The organism is Bacteroides ovatus, assembly GCF_001314995.1.
Classification (GTDB): domain Bacteria; phylum Bacteroidota; class Bacteroidia; order Bacteroidales; family Bacteroidaceae; genus Bacteroides; species Bacteroides ovatus.
Genome location: NZ_CP012938.1, coordinates 951,705 through 972,405, shown reverse-complemented (window position 1 = coordinate 972,405; position 20,701 = coordinate 951,705). Strand labels below are relative to the sequence as shown.

18 protein-coding genes and 1 pseudogene are annotated in these 20,701 nt (G+C 42.2%); 13 read left to right on the top strand and 6 right to left on the bottom strand.

Translation table 11 applies throughout. From position 1 onward, the window contains the following. The first annotated feature begins 13 nt into the window (after positions 1-13). Positions 14-1,777, top strand: coding sequence for an aspartate--tRNA ligase (gene aspS, locus Bovatus_RS03790; RefSeq protein ID WP_004318227.1), 1,764 nt, complete (start codon positions 14-16; stop codon positions 1,775-1,777). Next, positions 1,774-2,163: a GtrA family protein gene (locus Bovatus_RS03785; RefSeq protein WP_004295929.1), complete on the top strand. Its 390-nt coding sequence runs from the start codon at positions 1,774-1,776 to the stop codon at positions 2,161-2,163. Before aspS ends, Bovatus_RS03785 begins: the two co-directional genes overlap by 4 nt. A 121-nt stretch (positions 2,164-2,284) precedes the next feature. Here Bovatus_RS03785 and Bovatus_RS03780 read toward each other — a convergent pair whose 3' ends face one another. The 3 genes from Bovatus_RS03780 to Bovatus_RS03770 all read right to left on the bottom strand — a co-directional run bounded on the left by Bovatus_RS03780 (position 2,285) and on the right by Bovatus_RS03770 (position 4,984). Beyond that, positions 2,285-3,169, bottom strand: coding sequence for a carbon-nitrogen hydrolase (locus Bovatus_RS03780; protein ID WP_004295930.1), 885 nt, complete (start codon positions 3,167-3,169; stop codon positions 2,285-2,287). Positions 3,170-3,236: 67 nt separating this feature from the next. Next, on the bottom strand, positions 3,237-4,358 hold the full coding sequence (locus Bovatus_RS03775) for an agmatine deiminase family protein (protein ID WP_004295931.1): 1,122 nt from the start codon (positions 4,356-4,358) through the stop codon (positions 3,237-3,239). A gap of 83 nt (positions 4,359-4,441) precedes the next feature. Continuing rightward, positions 4,442-4,984, bottom strand: a complete 543-nt coding sequence (locus tag Bovatus_RS03770) for a ferredoxin domain-containing protein (protein ID WP_004295932.1) — start codon at positions 4,982-4,984, stop codon at positions 4,442-4,444. 180 nt (positions 4,985-5,164) lie between these two features. Here Bovatus_RS03770 and Bovatus_RS03765 point away from each other — a divergent pair, with 180 nt between their 5' ends. Genes Bovatus_RS03765 through Bovatus_RS03750 form a run of 4 tightly spaced genes read left to right on the top strand, consistent with a single transcriptional unit; the run spans position 5,165 to position 8,513 of the window. Then, positions 5,165-6,721: an ATP-binding protein gene (locus Bovatus_RS03765; protein ID WP_004295933.1), complete on the top strand. Its 1,557-nt coding sequence runs from the start codon at positions 5,165-5,167 to the stop codon at positions 6,719-6,721. A 36-nt stretch (positions 6,722-6,757) separates the two neighbouring features. After that, the gene (locus Bovatus_RS03760) at positions 6,758-7,378 is read left to right on the top strand and encodes an ABC transporter ATP-binding protein (protein WP_004308918.1); all 621 of its coding nucleotides are present in this window, start codon (positions 6,758-6,760) and stop codon (positions 7,376-7,378) included. Positions 7,379-7,425: 47 nt separating this feature from the next. Then, positions 7,426-8,220 carry an ABC transporter permease gene (locus tag Bovatus_RS03755; protein ID WP_004295936.1) on the top strand — a complete coding sequence of 265 codons (795 nt, stop codon included), beginning with the start codon at positions 7,426-7,428 and terminating at the stop codon, positions 8,218-8,220. Next, positions 8,217-8,513 (top strand): hypothetical protein, encoded by a 297-nt coding sequence (locus Bovatus_RS03750; RefSeq protein WP_004295937.1) that lies wholly within the window; start codon positions 8,217-8,219, stop codon positions 8,511-8,513. The genes Bovatus_RS03755 and Bovatus_RS03750 overlap by 4 nt, the downstream gene beginning before the upstream one ends. 19 nt (positions 8,514-8,532) lie before the next feature. On the opposite strand, the gene Bovatus_RS03745 is transcribed toward Bovatus_RS03750, so the two are convergent. Further along, positions 8,533-8,946 (bottom strand): DUF4891 domain-containing protein, encoded by a 414-nt coding sequence (locus Bovatus_RS03745; RefSeq protein WP_004295938.1) that lies wholly within the window; start codon positions 8,944-8,946, stop codon positions 8,533-8,535. A 231-nt stretch (positions 8,947-9,177) separates the two neighbouring features. Then, positions 9,178-9,682 (bottom strand): annotated as a pseudogene (locus Bovatus_RS03740) (RNA polymerase sigma factor). A 278-nt stretch (positions 9,683-9,960) separates the two neighbouring features. On the opposite strand from Bovatus_RS03740, the gene Bovatus_RS03735 reads away from it, so the two are divergent. The 5 genes from Bovatus_RS03735 (at position 9,961) to Bovatus_RS03715 (ending at position 17,907) form a co-directional block, all read left to right on the top strand. Further along, positions 9,961-11,055 (top strand): Nif3-like dinuclear metal center hexameric protein, encoded by a 1,095-nt coding sequence (locus tag Bovatus_RS03735; RefSeq protein ID WP_004295941.1) that lies wholly within the window; start codon positions 9,961-9,963, stop codon positions 11,053-11,055. 5 nt (positions 11,056-11,060) lie between these two features. Beyond that, positions 11,061-11,891, top strand: coding sequence for a zinc ribbon domain-containing protein (locus tag Bovatus_RS03730; RefSeq protein ID WP_004295942.1), 831 nt, complete (start codon positions 11,061-11,063; stop codon positions 11,889-11,891). Between the two features lie 161 nt (positions 11,892-12,052). Beyond that, positions 12,053-13,450, top strand: a complete 1,398-nt coding sequence (locus Bovatus_RS03725) for an efflux transporter outer membrane subunit (RefSeq protein ID WP_004295943.1) — start codon at positions 12,053-12,055, stop codon at positions 13,448-13,450. A gap of 33 nt (positions 13,451-13,483) precedes the next feature. Continuing rightward, positions 13,484-14,617, top strand: a complete 1,134-nt coding sequence (locus Bovatus_RS03720; RefSeq protein ID WP_004295944.1) for an efflux RND transporter periplasmic adaptor subunit — start codon at positions 13,484-13,486, stop codon at positions 14,615-14,617. 140 nt (positions 14,618-14,757) lie between these two features. Next, positions 14,758-17,907, top strand: a complete 3,150-nt coding sequence (locus Bovatus_RS03715) for an efflux RND transporter permease subunit (protein ID WP_004295945.1) — start codon at positions 14,758-14,760, stop codon at positions 17,905-17,907. Between the two features lie 172 nt (positions 17,908-18,079). On the opposite strand, the gene Bovatus_RS03710 is transcribed toward Bovatus_RS03715, so the two are convergent. Further along, the gene (locus tag Bovatus_RS03710) at positions 18,080-18,529 is read right to left on the bottom strand and encodes a type I restriction enzyme HsdR N-terminal domain-containing protein (RefSeq protein ID WP_004295946.1); all 450 of its coding nucleotides are present in this window, start codon (positions 18,527-18,529) and stop codon (positions 18,080-18,082) included. Between the two features lie 63 nt (positions 18,530-18,592). Here Bovatus_RS03710 and Bovatus_RS03705 point away from each other — a divergent pair, with 63 nt between their 5' ends. Together Bovatus_RS03705 and holA are read left to right on the top strand one after the other, a co-directional pair. Next, positions 18,593-19,369, top strand: a complete 777-nt coding sequence (locus Bovatus_RS03705) for an AMP nucleosidase (protein WP_004295947.1) — start codon at positions 18,593-18,595, stop codon at positions 19,367-19,369. Positions 19,370-19,392: 23 nt separating this feature from the next. After that, positions 19,393-20,412 (top strand): DNA polymerase III subunit delta, encoded by a 1,020-nt coding sequence (gene holA, locus Bovatus_RS03700; protein ID WP_004295948.1) that lies wholly within the window; start codon positions 19,393-19,395, stop codon positions 20,410-20,412. Positions 20,413-20,701 lie beyond the last annotated feature (289 nt).

Here is a 20,701-nt window from a genome sequence, read left to right as displayed (position 1 = left end):
AAATAAAAAATATATGTTTAGAACGCACACATGTGGAGAGCTTAGAATCTCTGATGTAAACAAGCAAGTCACGCTGTCCGGATGGGTACAGCGCAGCCGTAAGATGGGAGGGATGACTTTCATTGACCTTCGCGACCGTTACGGAATTACCCAATTGGTTTTTAATGAAGAAATTAATGCTGAACTCTGTGAACGTGCTAATAAATTGGGACGTGAGTTCGTCATTCAAGTGACAGGAACGGTTAATGAACGTTTCAGCAAGAATGCAAACATTCCTACCGGAGACATTGAAATCATTGTTTCCGAACTGAACGTACTAAATACTGCCATGATTCCTCCGTTCACTATCGAAGATAACACGGATGGGGGTGATGATATCCGCATGAAATACCGTTATCTGGATTTACGCCGTAACGCTGTACGTTCCAATTTGGAACTGCGTCATAAAATGACAATTGAAGTTCGCAAATATCTGGATAGTCTGGGTTTCATCGAAGTGGAAACGCCCGTTTTGATCGGTTCTACTCCTGAAGGCGCACGCGACTTCGTGGTGCCGTCACGTATGAATCCGGGACAGTTCTATGCACTTCCGCAGTCTCCGCAGACCTTGAAACAGTTGTTGATGGTTTCCGGTTTCGACCGTTATTTCCAGATTGCGAAATGTTTCCGCGACGAGGACTTACGTGCCGACCGTCAACCGGAATTTACACAGATCGACTGTGAAATGAGCTTCGTTGAGCAAGAAGATATTATCTCTACTTTCGAAGGAATGGCTAAACATTTGTTTAAGACTCTTCGTGGTGTGGAACTGAATGAACCATTCCAACGTATGTCTTGGGCGGACGCCATGAAATATTATGGTAGCGATAAACCGGATTTGCGTTTCGGCATGAAATTCGTGGAACTGATGGATATCATGAAAGGTCACGGATTCTCTGTATTCGATAATGCGGCTTATGTGGGCGGTATCTGCGCCGAAGGTGCTGCGACTTATACCCGCAAGCAACTGGATGCATTGACCGAATTTGTAAAGAAACCGCAGATTGGTGCGAAAGGAATGGTTTATGCCCGTGTGGAAGCCGACGGAACGGTGAAATCGAGTGTAGATAAATTCTATACGCAGGAGGTGCTCCAGCAAATGAAAGAAGCATTCGGAGCTAAACCGGGTGATTTGATTCTGATTCTGTCTGGCGACGATGTAATGAAAACACGTAAACAACTTTGCGAGCTTCGTCTGGAAATGGGTGCTCAACTGGGATTGCGTGATAAGAATAAGTTTGTTTGCCTTTGGGTGATTGACTTCCCGATGTTCGAATGGAGCGAAGAGGAAGGCCGTCTGATGGCTATGCATCATCCGTTTACTCATCCGAAAGAGGAAGACATTCCGATGTTGGACACTGATCCGGCAGCTGTACGTGCAGATGCATACGATATGGTAATCAACGGTGTGGAAGTTGGCGGCGGATCTATCCGTATCCACGATGCGAAATTGCAGGCGAAGATGTTCGAGATTCTTGGATTCACTCCGGAGAAGGCAGAGGCACAGTTTGGCTTCCTGATGAATGCCTTTAAGTATGGTGCGCCTCCTCACGGTGGTTTGGCATACGGACTCGACCGTTGGGTGTCTTTGTTTGCAGGATTGGATTCTATACGTGACTGTATTGCGTTCCCGAAAAATAATTCCGGACGTGATGTGATGTTGGACGCACCCTCTGCAATCGACCAGAGCCAGCTTGATGAACTGAATTTGATCGTAGATTTGAAAGAGGGCGAGTGAAAGAATCTGTACGCATATTCCGTTTTATAGTCATCGGTACAATGAACGCTTTGATTATGGCGTTGGTTGTATGGTTAATGATGAAAGAAATGTCATTTGACGGCGACTATATGGTGGCTAATATAACAGCGTATCTGATAGCTCAAATCCATAACTTTATCTGGTGCAAATACTGGATATTCCCCGTAGAAAATAAAAAGAATAGTATCTGGAAACAGATACTACTCTTTTGCTCTGCTTTTGCCGTGGCTTACACCGCACAGTTTTTATTTCTTGTGTTATTGGTAGAAGGATTGGACGTGAATGAATATCTGGCTCAATTCTTGGGATTGTTTATTTATGGAGGGGCTAATTTCCTAGCCAACAAAAAAATAACGTTTCAATGAGATAGTTATTTATGATGATATATTGAAAGGGTACAGAGTTCTAAATTTAGATTTGAACTCTGTGCCCTTCTTTTTTCTTTATTAGATAAACCTCCTGCAATGAAGGTATGTGGGTAAGCCTTTAATCCAGAAAGCGTTTGGTAAGTCCATCATATTCGTCAATCCGACGATCACGAAGGAAAGGCCACCAACGGCGAACGTTTTCCGAACGTTCCATATCTATTTCCACTACTATGTTTTCCGGGTGATCGTTTCCGGCTTGTGTCAGAAATTCCCCTTGTGGTCCTGCTACAAAACTGTTTCCCCAGAATAAGATACCGTTTGTCTGTCCGGAAGGATCAGGTTCGTGTCCTACACGGTTGACGGAGATAACAGGAAGTCCATTGGCAACGGCATGAGCGCGTTGTGAAATAATCCAGGCATTGAGTTGGCGGGCTTTTTCATCGTCCGTGTCGCTGCTTTCCCAGCCAATGGCGGTAGGATAAATTAAAAGTTCCGCACCTTTTAGTGCCATCAGGCGGGCAGCTTCCGGATACCATTGATCCCAGCATACTAATACGCCCAGTTTTCCTAAAGATGTTTGAATCGGTTCAAAACCAATGTCTCCCGGAGTGAAATAGAACTTTTCGTAGTAAGCCGGATCATCGGGAATATGCATTTTTCGGTATTTTCCTGCAATGCTTCCGTCGCGGTCGAATACGACAGCGGTATTATGATAAAGTCCGGGAGCACGTTTCTCAAAAAGAGAGGTGACAAGGACTACTTTATTAGCTGCTGCCAACTCGGAATAAAAGCCTGTGGAAGGCCCGGGAATTGGTTCGGCAAGATCAAACAGGTTAGTGTTTTCTGTCTGGCAGAAATAAAGTGAATTGTGCAACTCCTGGAGCACAATCAGTTGTGCGCCGTGAGCGGCACAAGCCTCGATACTCTTTGCGAGGTTCATCAGATTGGCTTTTATATCTGCGGTATTGGATTGTTGGATGATTCCGACTTTTATCTTTCTCATGATGAATAATTAGTGGGTTGATTCATTCATTATTTTATAATTCCTTTATAGCTCCTTTGTAATTCTTTTATGACTCCTTTATAACACCCAGCGGATATTGCATGGTGACACAGTGTAGGGAACCGTGCTGTTTAATCAGGGCACGGCAGTCTATTCCAATTATTTGATGGTTTGGAAAGGCTTGCTGCAATACTTCTCCTGCTTTTTTGTCATTCACCGGCTGATTGTATGTCGGGTAGAGAATAACGTCGTTCATAATCAGGAAATTGGCGTAAGTTGCAGGCAGGCGTTCGCCGTCTTCTTCTATCTTGTCTGCCATGGGTAAGGCCAATAGGCGATAGGGCTCTCCTGCTAAGGTGCGGAATGTTTTCAGCTGTTCTTCCATTGCGAGCAGTGCTTCGTAATGTTCGTCTTCTTTGTTTTCGCATTTCACGTAAGCGATGGTGTCGGTAGAACAGAAGCGTGCCAAAGTGTCGATGTGGCTGTCAGTATCATCACCGGCCAGATAACCGTGGTCTAACCAAAGCACCTTTTGCAGGTGGAAGGTTGATTTCAGGTATTCTTCTATCTCTACCTGGTTCAGTCGTCCGTTTCGTTGGGGAGAGAGCAGACATTTGGAAGTGGTAAGCAATGTACCCATTCCGTCGCTTTCGATAGAACCTCCTTCGAGTACGAAGTCGAGGTGGTCTATATACTGGCCTTTCAAGGCTCCGGCTTCTACGGCATGTTTAGTAATTTGATTATCCAGTTCGGAAGCAAATTTCAGTCCCCAGCCGTTGAAGGTGAAGTCGAGCAGGGAAGGGGTGCCGGTATCTATCATTGTTATGGCTCCGTGGTCGCGGGCCCATGTGTCATTGGTGGCACATTCCAGAAAGCGGACGTTATTCATATTGACAGTAGCAGCTATCTGCTTTTTCACTTCTTCCGGTTCGGGAGTGACGATCAATAATAATTCACGCTTCGCTATTTCTCTGGCAATATTGATAAAACACTCTTGCACTTCCGCCAGCATGTAGGCCCAATCTGTACCGGCATGTGGCCATGTTAACTGTATACCGCTCTGCATGTGCCATTCGGCAGGCAAATGAGATGCTCTCATTTCTACCTGTACGGTCATGTTTTTGCCGAAGTTCAACTGCAAATCTTTCTCCGAGCCGCTTGGGCTGGGGAGTCCAACCATGATTCCCATTAGACTATATATATTTAGTTATTTATAAAATCAGTTTATTGTCTGCATCTAAAGTCAGTTTGTTTTCTGCATCGATGTGACTGTTATGCATTGGTTTCCTGTTTCGGCTTCCGGTCAAAGAACGGATTCTTGGAGGATGCGCTAACGGGGATTGCCATTACCATCTTGCAGTCTTTCAGCCAGTTCAGGCGTTGTGCTGCCAATCCGGCGGAGAACATGACGCGTGTGTCTACGCGTAAATCGGCTGCCGTGGCGCACGCGGAACCTATTGCGATACCTACATCTATGCTGTTCAATGCGCAGGGAACTCCATCAGTACGTCCGGCACAGGTGGCAAATCCGCAATGGCCGCAGTTCAAGCCCTGTGTCTGCTCGCGTGTTCCTATCAGTACAACACATTCGGCACTTAGGATGTTGTCGGCATCACGAAGGAAGAATTTCATTCCGTGTTCTTCTACCATAGCTATCATAGTGTCCGATAATTGTTTAATCTCTTCATCAGTGATTAGGGCCACTTCAATAATATCGATTCCTTTTCCTTTCGGAGCAGTGCGCGCAGCCGTCATCATCTGACGTGCTACCTGCAATATATGCTCGTGACGAGCGTCTCTTTCGTTCAGTATCATAACTTTCTTGAATTAATTAGTAAGGCAAAGATAAATGAAAATTGGCAAAATTACACTAGATGATGAAATAAATAGGGGCTATCATTTGAGTCTGATATGAAAAAACTTTCGTATCGGACTTTGTGTTATTGGGCGGAAAAGGCTATCTTTGTATCTGTCAACTTATAAAGTTATGAGTATATGAGTAATAAAATTTATCCTATCGGCATACAGAACTTCGAGAAAATCCGTAAAGGAGGTTATTGCTATATAGATAAGACTGCTTGGATATATCAAATGGTGAAAACTGGCAGTTATTATTTTCTTAGTCGTCCACGTCGTTTTGGGAAAAGTTTGTTACTATCTACTTTGGAAGCCTATTTTCAGGGGAAAAAAGGACTTTTCGAAGGATTGGCGATAGAGAAACTGGAAAAAGATTGGATCAAATATCCCATTCTGCATTTAGATCTGAATGCGGAGAAATATACGAATCCTGAAGCACTCGACCAGGTTTTAGAGAGTGCTTTACGGGGGTGGGAAGCTCTTTATGGTGCACAGGATTATGAGAAAACATTCGCTTCCCGCTTTCAAGGTATTATTCAGCGTGCTTGTGAGAAAGAGGGCCAGAGTGTCGTTATTCTTGTGGATGAATACGATAAGCCTATGTTACAGGCGATTGGTAATGATGAACTCCAGAAGAGTTTCCGTGATACATTGAAGGCTTTCTATGGAGCCTTAAAAAGCAAGGATGGCTGCATTAAATTTGGTATGCTTACGGGAGTTACAAAATTCGGAAAGGTAAGTGTATTCAGCGATCTGAATAATCTGGAGGATATTTCTATGCGTCAGCAGTATATAGAAATCTGCGGAATCAGTGATCGTGAGTTGCATGAGAACTTTGAAACTGAATTGCATGAATTTGCCGATGCGCAAGGTTTGACGTATGATGAAATTTGCACAGAAATGCGTGAAAGATATGATGGTTATCATTTCACTCATGATTCTATAGGTATGTATAATCCGTTCAGTGTGCTTAATACCCTTAAATATAATGTGTTTGGCAACTACTGGTTTGAAACGGGCACACCTACTTATCTGGTCGAATTACTAAAAAAACATCATTACGATCTTCACCGGATGGCTCATGAAGAAACCAGCGCTGACGTACTGAATAGTATTGATTCAACTTCTGACAATCCTATCCCTGTGATTTATCAGAGCGGTTATCTTACCATAAAAGGCTACGATCGTGAATTTGAAACTTATCGCCTGGGATTTCCCAATCGTGAAGTGGAGGAAGGTTTTGTGAAATATCTCATGCCTTTTTATGCCAATATAAATGCCGTAGAATCATCTTTTGAGATTCAGAAGTTTGTCCGCGAAGTCCGTTCGGGAGATTATGATTCTTTTTTCCGTCGTCTTCAGAGTTTCTTTGCAGACACTCCTTATGAATTGGTTCGCGATTTGGAATTGCATTATCAGAATGTCCTCTTTATCGTGTTCAAATTAGTTGGTTTTTATGTAAAAGCAGAATATCACACGAGCCAGGGACGTATCGATCTTGTTTTGCAGACTGATAAATTTATCTATGTCATGGAATTCAAGCTGGAGGGTACGGCTGAAGAAGCCTTGCAACAGATCAATGAAAAGCATTATGCTAAACCTTTCGAAAGTGATGGGCGAACACTTTTTAAGATTGGAGTGAATTTTAGTGCTGAAACACGAAACATTGAGAAGTGGGTGACGGAACTTCAATAAATATAATTTTGGCAGGATTTTCAAGAGAACAAATAGATGTTACATATTAATAATGCCTGTATTGCTTTTGGTACGGAAGTGCTTTTCTCCGGTTTCAGTATGAAGTTGGAAAGGGGAGAAACGGCTTGCATTGTCGGTCAATCCGGTTGTGGAAAGACTTCGTTGCTGAATGCGGTAATGGGGTTTGTGCCTTTGAAAGAAGGATCTATACAGGTAGGGGAAACATTGCTTGATATATCGACTATCGATAGTGTCCGCAGACAGATTGCATGGATTCCTCAAGAATTGGCACTACCTTTTGAATGGGTCAAAGAGATGGTGGCTCTCCCGTTCGGACTGAAAGTGAATCGTTCTGTTCCTTTTTCGGAAGAAAGACTTTTCACTTGTTTCGATGAATTGGGGCTGGAACACGAATTATATACAAAGAGGGTGAATGAAGTATCGGGTGGTCAACGCCAACGTATTATGTTGGCTGTGGCTGCAATGCTCAACAAACCTCTCATTATCATAGATGAACCGACTTCTGCTTTGGATGCCGGATCGACCGGTAAAGTCCTGTCTTTTTTCCGGCGACAGGCGGAAAGGGGAACGGCTGTGTTAGCCGTATCACATGATAAGGACTTTGCTTCGGGTTGTCATTATTTAATAGAACTGTAATTAATTGAACTGTAACGCAAATCGGATAGAATTGTTAAGAATATATTGTGGGAACGATTGATATATCATATTATAATCTCTTTATAGGGCTGCTATTGCTTGCCATTCCGTTTTTTTACCTTTGGAAATTTAAAACGGGATTGCTAAAACCTGCCGTGATTGGTACATTACGGATGATTATCCAGCTGTTCTTTATCGGCGTGTATCTGAAATATCTCTTTTTATGGAACAATCCCTGGATTAATTTTCTTTGGGTGATAATTATGGTATTCGTGGCCGGGCAGACCGCATTGGTACGTACCCAGTTGAAACGTAGTGTTTTATTAATCCCTATTACGGTAGGATTTCTTTGTAGTGTTGTATTGGTAGGCATCTATTTTATCGGTATTGTTCTCCAACTGGATAATATATTTAGCGCCCAATACTTTATTCCAATATTCGGAATTCTGATGGGTAATATGCTGTCGAGCAATGTAATAGCTTTGAATACTTATTATAGTGGATTGAAACGTGAACAGCAACTATATCGGTATTTATTGGGAAACGGAGCAACAAGGCAGGAAGCGCAGGCTCCATTTATCCGGCAGGCCATCATTAAATCGTTTAGTCCCCTGATTGCGAACATTGCCGTGATGGGATTGGTGGCTCTTCCGGGCACGATGATCGGACAAATTCTAGGAGGAAGCAGCCCGAATGTCGCTATCAAGTATCAGATGATGATTATGGTGATTACTTTCACAGCATCTATGCTATCGCTAATGATTACTATTTCATTGGCTTCGCGTCGATCTTTTGATGCATACGGAAAACTGCTGGAGGTAACAAAAGAACCTAGGAAATGACTGTTATTGACCAGATATTCTATAAAGTAGCTGAAATAGCTATTCCACACTTCTTTATAACAGTGGAGTTTTCAGCATCCGGCACAGAAATGCCGGAACATATCGAGGCTTTCCTGCAGGAAAAATACGAAGCAATTCTTCGTGGAGCCAGTGGACGTAAATTTATCTATAAGGAAGGAGAGTGGCGGCTTATTTTCACTTTCTTCCCTACGGACAGAGTCATAGACGAACGGTATGCACTGAAAAACAAGATACAAATGATAAATAAGGTGCAAATGAAAAGCAAAAGCTAACCGGTTATTAGCGTGTTTATTATTTGCCTTTCAACATTCCCCATAAGCAGCGAAGCTGCACAAATTGTTCTCCGGGCTGCACATATCCGCCTTCAAACATCTTTTCCGACACTTGAAATTTGAAAAGATGATGGCGTATGTACGTCTCTACAGCCGGGGATTGTTTTTTGGCGAATGACAGCAAATTGACCTTTCCATCTTCACGAATGAGAACTTTTGCTTTGATTGTGCGAAAACCGTACTCTTTGCAGTGTTTGGTTTCTACTTTATCAATCCAGAAGATAGCGGTAGCTTTGACCGTATCTACCGTACAATCTTCGATATTGTCAATCTTTGCAGCCTCGGCTACGGACATTTCGGTACTATCACTTTTCTTGGGCTGGCAAGAAACCATCATAACTAGTAGCAACAGTAAAGTCAAATTTGTTTTCATCGTATTCTTTATTTAGATGGAGTAAAAGTACAGAATTTCAATAAATAACAGAAGTTTTAGGCGAAAATTTATAATTAGTTTTTATTCCGGAACCGGTTTTATCCGTATTTATCCGATGAAAACAGGCAAAAGGCAACAAGAATATAAACTCTTTTTGCCTTTTGCCTATTGATAAAACTGAAAAATGAAATTAACTGTTTAATCTAAAATTTATATGGATATAGTTATGGTTTAGCGGAAGTCTTTCAGTTCTTCCTGTAATTTCTGACGGGTAAAGAAGATCCGACTTTTTACGGTACCCAACGGAAGATTCAGTTTTTCTGCTATTTCGCGGTATTTGAATCCGGAAACGTGCATGGCAAACGGAACCCTGTATTCTTTCGGAAGAGCATTGACTACACGGTGCATCTCTTTCAGGTCGTATGTTCTTTCAGTACTTTCAAACCCTGCATCTTGCGGCAAATATAAGATGATAAAGGTTATCGGTCTTGTCGACAAATGTCTGGTCGCGAACTACCTTACGATAATTATTGATAAAGATATTGCGCATGATGGTGTACATCCATCCTTTGAAATTTGTATCGGGTGTATATTTATCTTCATTATCTAATGCTTTCAATGAGGTTTCCTGCAGCAAATCGTTTGCTTCTTCGCGGTCTGTTGTCAGTTTGTATGCGAAACGTAGTAATTCTTCCTGAACTCCTACCAAATCTTTTCTGAAGCTTAAACTTTTCATATGTGTTGTTTTTAAAATGTGAGTATTCGTTGTAAAAATTTTGATGATGCAAGTTTAAGATATTTTGTCGACCTTGGTAGGGGAGAATCAGACGTAATTTAGGGGGATTTCTATCAACAGATAGTTTTTAGGTCCTTTTTGATAGTTTCTGGGTGGTATTTTATATCTTTTGCGGTGGTCTCAAAAAATGGATAACGATAAATTCTCTAAAAAACGATCACTTAGTATGTTAATTCCTATTTTATTTATTATCTTTGCAATCAAATTTTCTACCAATAATGAAAATTAAGGAAATAGTAAGCGCCCTTGAACGATTCGCGCCTCTGCCATTGCAAGACGGATTTGATAATGCCGGCCTGCAAATCGGATTGACAGAAGCGGAAGCAACAGGGGCTTTGTTGTGTCTTGACGTTACCGAAGCTGTGTTGGATGAAGCTATCGCGCTGGGGTACAATCTCGTTATATCGCACCATCCGCTCATTTTCAAAGGCTATAAATCTATCACGGGCAAAGATTACGTGGAACGCTGCATACTGAAAGCAATAAAGAATGATATTGTGATCTATTCAGCACATACTAATCTTGATAATGCACAAGGTGGAGTCAATTATAAGATAGCAGAGAAAATAGGGTTGAAGAATCTGAAAGTGCTTGAACCGAAAGAGAACAGTTTGATTAAGCTGGTGACTTTCGTGCCGGATGCACAAGCCGATAGTGTGCGCGAAGTATTGTTTGCAGCCGGATGCGGAAATATAGGTAACTATGATTCATGCAGTTACAGTCTGAAAGGAGAGGGAACCTTCCGAGCAAAAGAGGGGACGCATCCTTTCTGTGGAACAATCGGTGAACTGCATCATGAAAATGAAGTAAGGATTGAAACCATTCTTCCTATATATAAGAAAGCGGAAGTTGTAAAAGCGTTATTGTCTGTACATCCTTATGAGGAACCGGCATTCGACTTGTATCCGTTGCAGAATAACTGGTCGCAGGCAGGTTCGGGAATTGTAGGTGAATTGGATGAATCGGAAACGGAACTCGAGTTTCTGAAACGCATCAAGAAAATCTTCGAAGTGGGTTGTGTACGTCATAACAAACTGACAGGGAGAGAAATACAGAAGGTCGCCTTGTGTGGTGGTGCCGGAGCTTTTCTGCTTCCACAGGCAATTCGGACGGGTGCGGATGTCTTTATTACGGGAGAAATCAAATATCATGATTATTTCGGCCACGAGGGTGATATTCTGATGGCAGAGATTGGTCATTACGAAAGCGAACAATATACAAAAGAAATTTTTTATTCCATAATCCGGGATTTATTTCCTAATTTTGCACTCCAATTGAGTAAAATAAATACGAATCCCATAAAATATTTATAAGTAAAATGGCTAGAGAAGCAAAAAAAGATCCGAATGAGTTGACGGTAGAACAGAAACTGAAGACACTGTTCCAACTGCAAACGATGTTGTCTAAGATTGATGAAATCAAGACATTGAGAGGTGAACTTCCGTTGGAAGTGCAAGACCTTGAAGATGAAATTGCTGGTTTGAGTACCCGTATCGACAAGATCAAAGCTGAAGTGGATGAACTGAAATCTGCTATTGCCGGCAAGAGAGTAGAAATTGAAACAGCAAAGGCTTCAGTAGAAAAATATAAGTCACAACAAGACAATGTTCGCAATAACCGTGAATATGATTTCTTGACGAAAGAAATCGAATTCCAGACATTGGAAATCGAACTTTGCGAAAAGAGAATTAAGGAATATTCTGCTGATAAAGAAGAAAAAGAGGCTGAAGTAACGAAGAACGATCAGATTCTTAACGAAAGACTGAAAGACCTTGAGCAGAAGAAGAGCGAACTGGACGAAATTATCTCTGAAACCAAACAGGAAGAAGAGAAATTGAGAGACAAAGCTAAAGATTTGGAAACTAAGATTGAACCACGTCTATTGCAGTCTTTCAAACGTATCCGTAAGAACTCTCGCAACGGATTGGGTATTGTATACGTACAGCGTGACGCTTGTGGTGGTTGCTTTAACAAGATTCCGCCCCAGAGACAACTGGATATCCGTTCTCGTAAGAAAGTAATCGTTTGTGAATATTGCGGACGTATTATGATTGACCCGGAATTGGCTGGCGTACAAATCGAACACAAGGTGGAAGAAGCTCCGGTAGCTACTACCAAAAGAGCTATCAGAAGAAAAACTGCTGAATAAGAAGAGCTGTGAAGTAAGTAAAGTTACTTTTTTGATATATAATAAGCCCTGCAGCAATGCAGGGCTTTTTTTGTTTTAACAAGTGCTCGTATAAAAAAGAATCGATAAACAAACTTACCCTTTAGTTGTTATCTTTTCATTTCATAAAAACCTGAACTGATATGAATATACGAGTGTGGGGCACATCGCTCCTTATGTTTCTTTCAACTGTGACCGCGGTTGGACAGACCGCAAACCGTTATTTGAAAGCTCCGCTTCCTCAAGATTGGGAAGAGAGCGGGGAAGTATTTCAACAGATACTTCCAGTGGATGACCATTGGTGGAAGTCATTCCAAGACACCAAACTGGACTCTTTGATAGCTCTGGCAGTAGATCGTAATTACTCCGTTGCCATGGCAATCAACCGTATAGCTGCCGCTCGTGCCAATCTTTGGATAGAACGCAGTAACTTTTTTCCTTCCATCGGATTGAATGCAGGATGGACCCGTCAGGAAACCAGTGGAAATACAAGTTCACTGCCCCAAACAACCGATCATTATTATGATGCTTCGCTAAGCATGAGCTGGGAGCTTGATATTTTTGGCAGTATCCGGAAACGGGTAAAAGCGCAGAAAGAGAATTTTGCCGCCAGCAAGGAAGAATACACAGGAGTCATGGTCTCATTAGCTGCAGAAGTAGCCTCGGCTTATATCAATCTAAGGGAGTTGCAACAAGAGCTTGAAGTGGTGAAGAAAAACAGTGCTTCGCAGGAAGAAGTCCTGAAAATCACGGAAGTACGCTATAATACCGGGCTGGTTGCTAAACTCGATGTGGCACAGGCCAAGTCTGTATTATATAGCACAAAAGCCTCCATTCCCCAGTTGGAAGCGGGTATCAATCAGTATATCACAACATTGGCTGTCTTATTGGGAATGTATCCCCAGGACATTCGTCCTGTTCTTGAATCCAGTGGCACATTGCCCGATTATATGGAACCTATCGGAGTGGGAATGCCTGTCGATTTATTACTGCGACGGCCTGATGTACGAAGTGCGGAATTGAGCGTAAATGCGCAGGCAGCATTGCTCGGAGCTTCGAAAGCGGATTGGTTGCCGAAAGTTTTCTTGAAAGGTTCATTTGGATATGCCGCCCGTGACCTGAAGGATCTCACCAAAAGTAAAAGTATGACTTATGAAATTGCTCCGTCATTGAACTGGACTATTTTCAATGGAGGACAGCTGGTGAATGCAACCCGGCTGGCAAAAGCGCAACTAGATGAAGCGATCAACCAGTTTAATCAAACGGTTTTAACTGCCGTACAGGAAACGGACAATGCTATGAATTCCTACCGGAATTCAATCAAACAGATTGTAGCCCTGCGGGAAGTACGCAATCAAGGAATTGAGACATTGAAACTTTCACTGGAACTTTATAAACAGGGACTTTCGCCTTTCCAAAACGTACTTGATGCACAACGTTCTCTGTTATCTTATGAGAATCAGCTGGTACAGGCACAAGGAAGTTCGCTTTTGCAACTGATAGCCCTCTACAAGGCTTTAGGGGGTGGTTGGAGAGAATAAAAATCAATCTATAAAATATATAACCTAACAGATATGAAAAAACTGATGTATATCTTTCTTGCACTGCCTATATTGACGGGTTGCAAGGAGAAGAAAAGTACAGGAGCAATGGGAGGTGTGCCAACTCCGGAAATTAGTGTGACCAAACCCATAGTGGAGAATATTACTTTGACGAAAGATTATCCGGGTTATCTGACAACAGAAAAGACGGTGAATCTTGTAGCCAGGGTGAACGGAACCTTGCAGTCTACCTCTTATGTCGCAGGTGGACGGGTGAAACAGGGGCAACTGTTGTTTGTCATCGAACCAACCTTATATAAAGATCAGGTGGAGCAAGCAGAAGCAGAACTGAAAACTGCCCAGGCGCAATTGGAATATGCTCGTAATAATTATAGCCGTATGAAAGAGGCTGTAAAGAGTGATGCGGTCAGTCAGATACAGGTACTTCAGGCTGAATCTTCTGTGAAAGAGGGTATTGCTGCTGTCAGCAACGCGGAAGCTGCTTTGAGCACCGCCTGTACAAACTTGGGATATTGTTATGTCCGTGCACCGTTTGACGGCACCATCAGTAAGGCGACTGTAGATATAGGAAGTTATGTAGGCGGTTCGTTGCAACCAGTCACATTGGCTACTATTTATAAGGATAATCAGATGTATGCTTACTTTAATGTTGCTGATAATCAATGGTTGGCAATGACGATGGATACCCAGCAGTTACCGACTGATCTTCCTAAAAAAATAATGGTTCAACTGGGAAAGGGGGGAACTGAAAGTTATCCGGCTACGCTCGATTATCTTTCACCAAATGTAGATGTGAATACAGGAACACTGATGGTTCGTGCCAATTTTGATAATCCGAAAGGGATATTGAAGAGCGGATTATATGTAAGCATAACTTTACCTTATGGAGAAGCTAAAAATGCCGTGTTGGTGAAAGAGGGTTCTATCGGAACTGACCAGTTAGGCAAATACTTATATGTTGTAAATGATTCAAATATAGTTCATTACCGGCATATTGAAATAGGGCAGTTGGTCGACGGCACTTTACGGCAGGTATTGGGTGGACTTTCCCCGCAGGAACAGTATGTCACAGAGGCTTTGATGAAAGTCAGAGACGGAATGAAAGTAAAGCCGCTTCCTGATTCCCTTCCCAAAAGAGGGAAATAAGGTCTTTTGGATAACTGATTGATTAACAAACGAAATCAATAAAGGTGATGTACTTAAAACCGATTAATTAACAAAAGTAACTTTCTGCTCCCTCTCCTTGGGAGAAGGTTGTGGAGAGACTGCTTTTAAACCTATACATTATGTTTTCTAAGTTTTTTATCAACCGACCGATATTTGCTACTGTCCTTGCCCTGCTTATTGTAGTAGCCGGTCTGGTCACACTCAATATATTACCTGTGGCGCAATTTCCGGAGATCACACCGCCAACGGTGCAGGTCTCTGCGGTTTATCCCGGGGCAAATGCTGAAACTGTTGCTCAAACAGTGGGTATTCCTATCGAACAGCAGGTGAATGGTGTAGACGGCATGCTTTATATGTCTTCCAATTCTTCATCTTCGGGAGCATATTCTCTGACTATTACATTCGCTGTTGGTACGAACATCGATATGGCAACTGTGCAGGTACAAAATAGGGTAAGTATCGCACAATCATCGCTGCCGGAACCGGTGGTGGTGCAAGGGGTCACTGTGCAGAAACAATCTTCAAACATTGTGATGTTTTTGACAATGACTTCGCAGGACTCTGTGTACAACAGCCTGTATCTGACTAATTATGCCAAATTGAATTTAGTGGACCAGCTGACACGTGTGCCCGGAGTGGGTGCTGTGAATGTGATGGGAGCAGGGGACTATTCGATGCGCATCTGGCTCGATCCGGAGGCTATGCGTATACGGAATATTTCACCGCAGCAAGTCTATCAATCGATCCAGTCGCAGAATGTGGAAGTATCTGCCGGATATATCGGTCAGCCTATCGGACAGGATAATAATAATGCTTTTCAGTATACGTTGAATGTTCAGGGACGATTGAAATCTCCGGAACAGTTCGGGAATATTATTATCCGCCGTGAGCAGGACGGGGCGATGCTTCGTCTGAAAGATATTGCACGCATTGATTTGGGGTCTGCTTCATACAGTGTAGTGTCGCGATTGAATGGAAAACCTACGGCTGCTATTGCTATTTACCAGCAACCGGGGTCCAATTCGCTGGATGTTTCAAAAGGAGTGAAAGCTAAGATGGAAGAACTTGCAGAAAGTTTCCCGTCAGGAGTGGCCTATAATGTCACTTTGGATACGACTGATGTTATCCATGCTTCCATTGATGAAGTGATGGTTACTTTCTTTGAAACAACTTTGTTGGTGATACTCGTTATTTTCTTGTTCCTGCAGAATTGGCGGGCAGTGATTATTCCTTGTATTACTATCCCGGTATCGTTGATCGGTACATTTGCCGTAATGGCGGTATTTGGTTTCTCTATCAACACATTAACATTGTTCGGACTGATTTTAGCAGTTGCTATTGTGGTGGATGATGCGATAGTGGTGGTGGAGAACGCTTCGAGATTATTGGAAACTGGGCAGTACTCACCTCGTGAAGCCGTGACAAAAGCGATGGGAGAGATCACGGGCCCGATTGTCGGGGTGGTTCTCGTATTGCTTGCCGTGTTTATTCCGACGATGATGATTAGTGGAATTTCCGGTCAGCTGTATAAGCAGTTTGCACTGACTATTGCCGCTTCTACCGTATTGAGCGGTTTTAATTCGTTGACATTGACTCCTGCACTTTGCGCACTGTTTCTTGAAAAGAGTAAGCCTTCTAACTTCTTTATATATAAAGGTTTCAATAAGGCTTATGACAAGACGCAAGGGGTATATGACAAAATTGTCAAATGGTTGCTTCAACGTCCGGGAATGGCTCTCGCTTCTTATGGCGCTTTGACTGTTATTGCTCTATTGCTTTTTATGCATTGGCCGTCAACTTTTATCCCGGACGAGGATGACGGATATTTTATTGCTGTTGTTCAACTTCCGCCTGCCGCCAGCCTTGAGCGTACGCAAGCAGTGGGAGAAAAGATAAACGGTATTCTGGATTCTTATCCGGAAGTAAAGAATTATATTGGTATTTCCGGCTTTTCTATCATGGGTGGTGGCGAACAGAGTAACTCGGCAACTTATTTTGTGGTACTGAAAAACTGGAGTGAGAGGAAAGGGAAAGAGCATACGGCTGCTGCCATAGTCAACCGTTTTAATGGTGAAGCGTATATGACTATTCAGGCTGCGGAAGTGTTTGCCATGGTTCCTCCGGCTATTCCGGGGTTGGGTGCATCCGGTGGTTTACAGCTTCAGTTGGAAGACCGGCGTAATCTGGGGCCGACGGAAATGCAGCAGGCCATCAATGCCTTGCTTGCTTCTTATCACTCGAAACCGGCTTTAGCATCTGTATCCAGTCAGTATCAGGCAAATGTTCCTCAATATTTCTTGAATATCGACCGTGACAAAGTCCAGTTCATGGGAATTGCCTTGAACGATGTTTTCTCTACATTGGGCTATTATATGGGAGCGGCTTATGTGAATGATTTTGTTGAATTCGGCCGTATTTACCAGGTGAAGATTGAGGCACGCGATCAAGCACAGCGGGTAATTGATGATGTCTTGAAGCTAAGCGTGCCGAATTCGGCAGGAGAGATGGTGCCTTTTTCTTCTTTCACCAAAGTGGAGGAACAGTTAGGCCAAGACCAGATTAACCGCTATAATATGTACTCGACTGCTTCTCTGACTTGTAATGTTGCTCCGGGAAGTAGTACCGGGCAGGCTATTCAAGAAGTGGAAGCATTGTTTAAGGAACAGCTGGGAGATGAGTTTGGGTATGAATGGACTTCCGTTGCCTATCAGGAAACCCAGGCTGGGAATACGACTACCATTGTTCTGATAATGGCGTTAATTGTTGCTTTTCTGGTACTTGCTGCACAGTATGAAAGTTGGACCAGCCCGGTAGCAGCCGTCATCGGATTGCCGGTAGCCTTATTAGGTGCCATGATTGGCTGTCTGATTATGGGAACTCCAGTCAGTATTTATACGCAAATCGGTATAATCCTGTTGGTTGCGCTTTCTGCAAAGAACGGAATTTTGATTGTGGAATTTGCCCGTGATTTCCGTGCCGAGGGTAATTCAATTAGGGAAGCTGCCTTTGAAGCGGGGCATGTCCGCTTGCGTCCGATCCTGATGACTTCTTTTGCTTTTGTATTAGGAGTGATGCCCTTGTTATTCGCCACCGGTGCAGGTGCACAAAGTCGTATAGCATTGGGTGCCGCTGTGGTATTTGGTATGGCCATGAACACTTTATTGGCTACCATTTATATTCCTAATTTCTACGAATTCATGCAGAAATTGCAAGAGCGATTCAGCAAAAAGAAAGGAAATGAGGATAGTGAGAAAGATGTTGCCGTATAGAAGTAAAAGGCTGTTTGAAGACTACCTGAAAGGGGAGTTGGTATAGTGACGCCATCTGTTTGGGATGGTGTCACCATAGTAAGCAAATAGCGTCACTATCTTGAACGGATAGTGACGCTATTTTATTCTTGCAGATAAGTATGTTTTTTAAGGCGAATGAAGCGGATCATTTTTATAAAGATTTGTAATCTGGAATATCCTGGAGGAACGTATAACTCTGGTTTTCATAATCCATCCGGCAGCAATAATGTTGCATTCCGTTGCTGACAATCAGATAATCTACTTTCAGTACCATATTATACCGGGTGATTTGGTCGAAAACAGCCTGTGTAATTTCGATATGTGGTGCTTTATATTCCACAATCATCCGGGCTGATAAATCCCTCCGATAAAGTACGGTGTCGCATCGTTTGGTAGTACCGTTTAACTTTACCATTACTTCATTGGCCAGAAGGGCAGTCGGATATCCTTTGTGTGCAATAAGAAAGTGAACAAAGTGTTGCCGTACCCATTCTTCAGGGGTAAGGGCGACATATCGTTTACGAATTACGTCGAAAATTACATTTTTTCCGTTTCGTACGTTTATTTTAGTGTCGAATACTGGTAGGTTTAACGATAACATTTATTATTTTTGTAAGTTAAATAATGGTTCCCATTATTGGGAGCACAAATTTAATAGATAATTATGAAAACAAAAGAAGAAATCGTAGCTAATTGGCTGCCCCGTTACACAAAACGTAACCTGGAGGATTTTGGAGAGTATATTCTGTTGACTAACTTCAACAAGTACGTCGAGATTTTCGCAAATCAGTTTAATGTTCCCATCTTAGGAAGGGATGCAAATATGATTTCTGCTTCTGCCGAAGGCATCACTATGATTAACTTTGGTATGGGAAGTCCTAACGCTGCCATCATCATGGACTTGCTGGGAGCTATTCAACCCAAAGCTTGTTTGTTTTTGGGAAAATGTGGTGGCATCGACAAGAAAAACCAGCTTGGCGATTTGATTCTCCCTATTGCAGCTATCCGTGGAGAGGGAACTTCTAACGATTATTTTCCTCCCGAAGTTCCTGCATTACCTGCATTTATGTTGCAGCGTGCCGTTTCTTCATCTATCCGTGACAAAGGCCGTGACTATTGGACCGGTACCGTATATACCACCAACCGCCGTATCTGGGAACATGATGATGCATTCAAAGAATATCTGAAAAAGACCCGGGCTATGGCAGTTGATATGGAAACTGCAACTTTGTTCAGTTGTGGCTTTGCCAATCACATTCCTACCGGCGCATTATTATTAGTGTCCGATCAACCAATGACCCCCGACGGAGTAAAAACAGATAGAAGTGATAATTTGGTTACCAGAAATTATGTAGAAGAGCATGTTGAAATTGGTATTGCTTCTTTGCGTATGATTATTGATGAAAAGAAAACTGTTAAACACTTGAAATTCGACTGGTAATCCGGTCTTTCTGAAAATTATATATGGCAAAACAAGAACTGACCTGTGATGACATCCTCAAGGAATTGAGAGCAAAGCAGTATCGCCCTATCTATTACCTGATGGGAGAAGAGTCGTATTATATCGATTTAATTGCAGATTACATAACGGATAATGTGTTGAGTGAGACGGAAAAAGAATTCAACCTGACTGTTGTGTATGGGGCTGATGTGGATGTGGCAACGATTATAAATGCTGCAAAGCGTTATCCTATGATGTCAGAACACCAAGTAGTAGTAGTTAAGGAAGCACAGGCGGTACGTAATATGGAAGAGTTGTCGTATTATCTTCAAAAGCCTTTGCTTTCCACCATTTTAGTGATATGCCATAAGCATGGAACGTTGGATCGTAGAAAGAAGCTGGCTGCCGAGGTGGACAAAGTTGGTGTGCTGTTTGAATCTAAAAAAATAAAGGATGCACAACTCCCCGGTTTTATAGCTTCATATATGAAACGGAAAGGAGTTGATATGGAACCTAAAGCAACTGCTATGCTTGCTGATTTTGTAGGTTCAGATTTGAGTCGTCTGACCGGAGAACTTGAAAAGTTGATTATCACTTTACCTGTCGGGCAAAAACGCGTAACTCCTGAACAGATAGAAAAAAACATAGGCATAAGCAAAGATTATAATAACTTTGAATTGCGCAGTGCTTTAGTGGAAAAGGATATATTGAAAGCAAATAAGATAATAAAATATTTTGAGGAAAATCCGAAAACTAACCCAATCCAAATGACGCTGTCTTTATTATTCAGCTTTTACTCCAATCTAATGTTGGCTTATTATGCACCGGATAAATCAGAGCAAGGGATCGCAAATATGCTAGGACTAAGAACTCCCTGGCAGGCCCGGGATTATATGGCAGCAATGCGAAAATATAGCGGAGTAAAGACGATGCAGATTGTTGGAGAAATACGATATGCTGATGCAAAATCCAAAGGAGTCCAAAATAGTTCTATGACAGATGGAGATATTCTTCGTGAATTAGTGTTCAAAATTTTGCATTAAGTAGGATTAAGAATTACCTATATAATCAGACATATACTTTTACCGTAGATAGAAACGGGAAGTATATGTCTTTTTTGTATTCCCGCAATTACTTCCATTATAAAAAAGACTTTCACAATGCCAGTGATTATTTTACAAATAGATTTACTCCTTTTGTAGTTTTATAGAGTTACCCATTTAACGAACTACACAAAGTATATTGTTAGAATTTTGTATTGATCTACCTTCAAGGAAATTTTTTCTTTTAAATAGGAGCTTTAATTTTTAAACGAGAAAAGTTTACTTATTC